Genomic DNA, 6,860 nt, shown 5'->3' with positions numbered 1-6,860 from the left:
AGAAAAGAGCGCGAATCCTATCCATTTCAAGGATTATATACTTATACGAAAAGCAACAATCTTTGCGAAAACAGCCTTGATATAAAACAATATATACTTGAAAACTTTTATTTGTTACTTCTAGTAAAATAGTCAAACAGAAGATCAGACAACAAAGAATTTCCTTTATCATTTAGATGTACATAGTCATTAGCTAATATATCTACTAATAGCAATTGTTCACTTTTTAATTTTTGGTTGATTTCATCAATAGCATTAAAATATGTCCATTTATTTTTACTAATTATATTTTCAGACTCACGAATATAATCTGCATATTTATACCCTAAACTATTTTTGTCTTCACTTTTAGCAATGGGATTTGTTGACATTATTAAAATTTTTGCATTTGGTAGCCCCTTTTGCAGTATATCCATAATTTTTTCCATTTGTTGGCCGGATTTTTCTAGACTTATTGATTGTGAAAAGTTGTTATATAAAGAATCCTCAAAAATTACCAAATCAGGATGAATATTAAGTACTAAATCAATTTTATTACCGTTTAATAAATCTGCAGTCGAATATCCTTCATAACCTTGATTATTAAAATTTAGTGTTTCGAATTCGTCATTTGAAGCTTTCAAATTTTCATTTAGCAGTTCTACCCAGCTATTAGAAGGATTACTAGTACCGGTTCCTGCGGTAAGATTACTTCCTATAATAGATATCGTAACTTTATCTTGAGTAAGAGCTCTGAATCTAAGGAAATCTATCAATGATTGAGCGAGATTGTTCTCAGGTTTTACACTGTTAATTAGTGCCTCTCTTTTTTCTTTTTCTTTTTTTGCAATATTTTCTACAGCAATTTTTCCTGCTAAACCGGCTGCTTTACTTTGGTTATTCCAGTACGAATGTCCAAAATATAATAGAACAAAACTAAATACACCTACTATTATCACAATATACTTGTTCATATTTACCACCATTTCAAAAAATAGGTTGTTAATTATTGTTCATGTTTGGATTTTTCATGGTCCCATTTAATAAATTCGATTAACGTTTTGTATTTCTTAATATGTTCTTTTTCCATCCCTATTTCTTTAAGTTCATTTACTAAATCATCTAATTCTTTTTCAACAATAAGCTGTGAATCATGGTCGGTACCGGCTTTCAATAACGTTAAAAGGTCTATTTTTAATACATTTGAAATTCTTATCATAACCTGAAGCGACGGATTAATATTTAAATCGCGTTCAATGTTACTTAAGTAGGATTTAGATATATTCGATTTTTCTGCCAATTCGGATAACGTATACCCTCTTTGTTTTCGAACTTCCGCTATTTTTTTTCCTATCATCTGATTACCCCAATAATTTTTTATTTTGCCATTTATTAGGCATGAATTTTTATCATCCTTATATTTCTTGCTTATATATCCCTTATATAAATGCATTTGTTATAGTTTCCACGACCCTCATTTGATCTTGAATTGCCATATTTGAGCCTGAAGGTAAACATATTCCTGTTCTAAAAAGTTTTTCAGAAATATTCATTTTACTTTCATGTGAATAAAATTTATTTTTTCGAAATAATGGCTGCATATGAAGAGGTTTCCATATATGCCTGGCTTCAATATTTTCTGATTCTAGAGAGGAAAGCAGATCATTAATTGTTACATCAGTTTCTTCTTCATTAATGGTTAAACATGTCAACCACCTATTTGAAAATGTATTTTTCAATTCAGGCATAAAAAAAACTGGAAGGTTATCCAGATGTTGTTGGTATATTTCAAAAATTTGTCTTCTAGAATGAATCCTTTTATCCAATACTTCTAATTGTGCTCTCCCTATTCCAGCTAATATATTACTAAGTCTATAATTATAACCAATTTCACTATGTTGATAATATGGAGCAGGGTCTCTCGCTTGAGTCGCTAAAAAACGAGCTTTATTAAGTGCATTGATATTATTGGAAACAATCATGCCCCCTCCTGAAGTGGTAATTATCTTATTACCATTAAACGAAAAAATCCCAAAATCCCCTAAAGTTCCGCTTGCTTTTCCTTTATAAGTACTTCCAAGCGATTCCGCAGAATCCTCTATTATTGGAACATCATACTTATTACAAATGGACATTAACTCATCCATTTTCGCTGGCTGTCCAAATAGATTTACAATAATCACAGCTTTTGGTAATTTATTTGCAAGAGCAGCATCATATAAAGCATTTTCTAATGCTAATGGAGACATATTCCATGTTTCAGGTTCAGAATCTATGAAGACTGGTTCAGCGTTTATGTATAAGATTGGATTTGCGGTTGCAACAAACGTTAAACTAGGGCAAAAAACGATATCTCCTTTTTGTACATTTAATAAAGACAATGCCAAATGGATCCCTGCTGTCCCAGAACTTAATGCAACTGCACCTGCAGCACCAGTATAAGATGCTATTTCCTTTTCAAATGCCTCAACATTAGGACCTAACGGAGCAACCCAATTTGTTTCAAATGCTTCTCGTATATATTTCATCTCAGTTCCATTCATATGGGGAGACGAAAGGAAGATCCTTTTTTTCTTAATCGTACTAATCAACTTACACACCTCCATTCTCTATTTTTAATTATGAAGTGTTGGTTCATTTATCCTTGTATCTCTAAATCTGAATAAGAAATATTATCCATATCTTTTCTTTTTATCATTATTAGATCCTTGGAATGGCTGCATCGTTACATGATCAGCCTGGTTAACGCCTTCCGATCTTATGACCTTTAATATGGTTAACCAGAGTATTTTTATATCAAGAAATAATGTGTGATGATTAACATACCAAACATCGAATTTAAATTTATCCTCCCAAGAAATTGTATTTCGGCCATTAACTTGTGCCCATCCCGTAATGCCTGGTTTAACTTGATGCCTCCTTGCTTGTTCGCTTGTGTATAAAGGAAGATACTCCATTAATAATGGTCGTGGCCCTACTAAGCTTAGATCACCCTTTAAAACATTAAATAATTGAGGCAATTCATCTAGACTATATTTTCTTAAAAACATTCCAAACGTTGATAAACGCTGATAATCAGGCAATAACAAACCTTTACTATCCCTTAGATCGTTCATGCTTCTAAATTTGTATAAGTAAAATGGTTTTCCGTATAAACCTGGGCGCTGCTGTCTGAATAATATCGGTGAACCAAGCTTAAATTTCACTAAAATACCTATTATTAATAAAAATATGGATAAAAAAACTAACAAAAATAATGAAATCATAATGTCTATTAATCTCTTCATAAATTCACCTATTTTAAGAGAAATTCAGTTTTTTATTGCTTAATTTACATTTTTCTTAATAAAAAAAAAATCCTAGCTATTATTGCTTGGATCATTTTTATGAACTAGTACTTTTTCTTCATTAATATATCCTTTAGGATTTTTAAATTGCCATCTCCACGAATCTTCACACATCTCTTTAATTCCTTTTGTAGATATCCACCCTAACTCATTTTGAGCTTTCTCCGTATTAGCAAAACAACTTGCAACATCTCCTGGTCTAGGCTTGGTAATTTGATAAGGAATTTTTATTCCTGTGAATACTTCAAAAGCAGTAACCAATTCTAGGACAGTATAACCATTTCCAGTTCCTAAATTATATGCAGTTATTCCTGTTGAGTTTAAGGTTTTTTCTAGTGCTTTTACATGCCCTTTAGCCAAATCTACTACATGTATATAGTCCCTGACACCTGTCCCGTCTGTTGTTGGATAATCATTTCCGAAAACTTGTAATTCTTTTAAATCTCCAATAGCTACTTTTGTAATATATGGCATTAAGTTAGATGGAGTACCTTTTGGATCTTCGCCAATCATTCCACTTTTGTGGGCACCAACTGGGTTAAAGTATCTTAATATTGAAATACTCCAGTCTGGGTCTGCTTTGACTAAATCTTGTAACATTTCTTCAATAATAAGTTTTGTTCTTCCATACGGATTCATTGCTTTTAAGGGGAAATCTTCTGAAATTGGGACCTTTTCTGGAACCCCATAAACAGTTGCAGAAGAACTAAAAACTAAATTTTTCACGTGAAATTTCTGCATAACTAGGCACAAGTTAATAGAACTTATTATGTTATTTTTGTAATACCAAAGTGGATTACTCATTGATTCTCCGACATTCTTACTACCTGCAAAGTGAATAACAGCTTCAATATTATTTTCTGAAAATATTTCCTCTAACCTTTTTGCGTCTAAGATATCAATATCGTAAAATCTAAAATTCTTCTTCGTAATTTCTTGTACACGATATAATGATTCAGGTTTACTATTACTAAAATTATCAACCACAATAAGATCAAATCCGGCGTTTAATAACTCTATATTTGTATGTGTGCCTATGAATCCAGCACCACCCGTAACAAGTACTTCCAAAAATACACCTCCTTTTTAAAAAAGCCTAAAAAGAATTTTGTTTATAAAATCTCTAAAAAACAATATGGCATATGGCTGTTAAGTTGTAGATAGTAATGCTTTATCAATCATTTGGTTATTTGCCAAGTTTAAAATCCTTTTGCGAAGTTCTTCTTTATCTAGCATCATGTAATCTGTTATAAGTTGTTCAATTTCATCTAAATAAGGTTCTGTTTGTTTGCCAATATAAATGTTTGGATAAATTTGATTATCGGTTACTTCTTCGTCTTTTAATAACTCTTCAAATAGCTTTTCCCCTGGTCTAATCCCTGTGAAAACAATACCGATATCTTCAATAGAATTACCCGAAAGCTTTATTAAATTTTGTGCTAAATCAACGATTTTAACTGGCTCTCCCATATCTAATATAAATATCTCTCCACCTTTTGCAAAAGCACCTGCTTGTATGACTAATCTAGATGCTTCAGGTATTGTCATAAAGTAACGCACCATATCAGGGTGAGTAACTGTTACTGGTCCCCCCTTTTCAATTTGTTTTTTAAATAATGGAATAACACTCCCTCTGCTCCCTAAAACATTCCCAAATCTTACAGCAACAAATTTTGTGTCACAGTTATAACCTATTTGTTGAATCACTATTTCTGCGAGTCTCTTTGAGGCACCCATTACGCTTGTAGGATTGACAGCTTTATCAGTAGAAATCATGACAAATGTTTTAACATTATTCCAACTTGCTGCATTTGCAGTGTTTATTGTTCCAATTAAATTGTTTTTAATAGCTTCTTCAGGATTTTCTTCCATTAGAGTCACATGTTTATGTGCGGCTGCGTGATAGACAACATCTGGTTTGTACATCCTCATAACAGCTATCAATTTATTTAAATCCTGTACATCACCAATAATTGGTACAAATTGAATGGTAGTATTTTGAAAACTTTCCTTTAACTCGTATTCAATGGAAAAGATACTACTCTCACCATGACCAAATAAAAGCAGCTTACTTGGAGAAAACTTTGAAATTTGTCGACAAATTTCTGACCCAATAGACCCACCGGCACCAGTAACAAGGACAACTTTATTCGTTATATATTCCGCTATACTACCCGTGTCTAGTTCAACTGGCTTACGTCCTAATAAGTCTTCAACTCTTACATCACGAAATTGATTGATTGATATTTTGCCAATTACTAAATCTTCAAGCATTGGCAGTATCTGTGTTTTAGCGAAGGTTTTTGTACATTCACTAAAAATAATATTTAATTGTTTCTTATTTAGCGATGGAATAGCAATTACGATATTATCAATTTCAAGTTCTTTAACAGTTCTTTCAATTTTGGATACTCCACCAAGAACTGGAATACCTAGTATATCTAGACCATGCTTTTTTTTATCATCATCAATAAAACCAACTGGAAAAAGTTTTGCATCATTTGTTCTATTCAATTGCCGCGCGACCATTATTCCTGCAGAACCTGCACCTATTATAAGAGTCCTTTTTTTAATATCTGCATTCTTTAGAATAGAATCACGATATATACGCCATCCAAAACGTGATCCACCAATCAAAAGAATATTCAGTATCCACATAACGACAAGTACTCGGAAGTATATTTCTTGAATGAAGATAAGTTGTACCAGCCCTATAGTTATTATAGATAGAGATACAGATTTACAGATTATCAATAATTCTCCTACACTAGCGTATTCCCAAGCTTTTTTATATAGTTTAAATTTAAAAGAAAAAATATGGTGGCTAACCAATATTGCAAATGAAGTGATTACTATCGATGTTGATATCATATTATATGACGTTGATACTAAAATCCTACTTAAGAAAATAGCGGATAAAACAATACATGAATCAATAACGATAAATAGGGATACTCTTTGGCGATATGTCAATTACTTCCCCCCTTATATAATCGTTTCCTTTTTATATTAAATAGTAATAAATTTATTGAAATTATTATTCTTCATGTAATAGGCATCTTATTTTTAGATTAAAAATCTCCTTATAATTCGATTTTTGCTACAATTTATTGTTATTAGTTATGTATAATATAGGGCATCTAACCCCCCCTCACATCACACTACCGACGACTAGCGTCTATGATCATAAGACCCAAAGTATGACCGAGTGCCTCCGATTGATAATGATAAGGAGACATCATCATTTATAATATATTCATTCTAACGTACAATAAATTCGTAATAACGAACATAAATATTTAACAAATCTAAGTTTGTTTATTTATATTATTTATTTGGTTTCCATTTAATTATTTAATTATATTTTAGGTTGTTCAAAATAAAGAACTAATAATTATTTTGCAAATCTCTTAATCACTGATATTTAACAGATATATTGTAATTTTTAAATTAATATTTTCTTCATTTTAGTTCTTTATAAAGAACGTGTCAACAGTTTATTTCACTTTATTTTGCAACTTTTTATTTTAATTT

At 31.2% G+C, this 6,860-nt stretch carries 6 protein-coding genes; all 6 read right to left on the bottom strand.

Annotated elements, in window-relative coordinates; all coding sequences use genetic code 11:
* Nucleotides 1–107 precede the first annotated feature (107 nt).
* Nucleotides 108–953, bottom strand: coding sequence for an SGNH/GDSL hydrolase family protein (locus tag AC3WJF_RS22685; RefSeq protein ID WP_492456307.1), 846 nt, complete (start codon nt 951–953; stop codon nt 108–110).
* 32 nt (nt 954–985) lie between these two features.
* A complete protein-coding gene (locus tag AC3WJF_RS22680) occupies nt 986–1,336 on the bottom strand; it encodes a helix-turn-helix domain-containing protein (protein WP_492456305.1) in 351 nt (116 codons plus the stop codon).
* Between the two features lie 82 nt (nt 1,337–1,418).
* Nucleotides 1,419–2,567, bottom strand: a complete 1,149-nt coding sequence (locus AC3WJF_RS22675; RefSeq protein WP_492456309.1) for an aminotransferase class I/II-fold pyridoxal phosphate-dependent enzyme — start codon at nt 2,565–2,567, stop codon at nt 1,419–1,421.
* Between the two features lie 84 nt (nt 2,568–2,651).
* The gene (locus AC3WJF_RS22670; protein ID WP_492456304.1) at nt 2,652–3,266 is read right to left on the bottom strand and encodes a sugar transferase; all 615 of its coding nucleotides are present in this window, start codon (nt 3,264–3,266) and stop codon (nt 2,652–2,654) included.
* A gap of 72 nt (nt 3,267–3,338) precedes the next feature.
* Nucleotides 3,339–4,397, bottom strand: coding sequence for a UDP-glucose 4-epimerase GalE (gene galE, locus AC3WJF_RS22665; protein WP_492456302.1), 1,059 nt, complete (start codon nt 4,395–4,397; stop codon nt 3,339–3,341).
* A gap of 78 nt (nt 4,398–4,475) precedes the next feature.
* Complete coding sequence (locus AC3WJF_RS22660; RefSeq protein WP_492456300.1) at nt 4,476–6,299, bottom strand: polysaccharide biosynthesis protein; 1,824 nt, start codon at nt 6,297–6,299, stop codon at nt 4,476–4,478.
* Nucleotides 6,300–6,860 lie beyond the last annotated feature (561 nt).

Source organism: Heyndrickxia sp. FW510-T9 (assembly GCF_058781025.1).
Note: the sequence above shows the minus strand (reverse complement) of the source record. Positions and strands in the feature narration are given on the sequence as shown.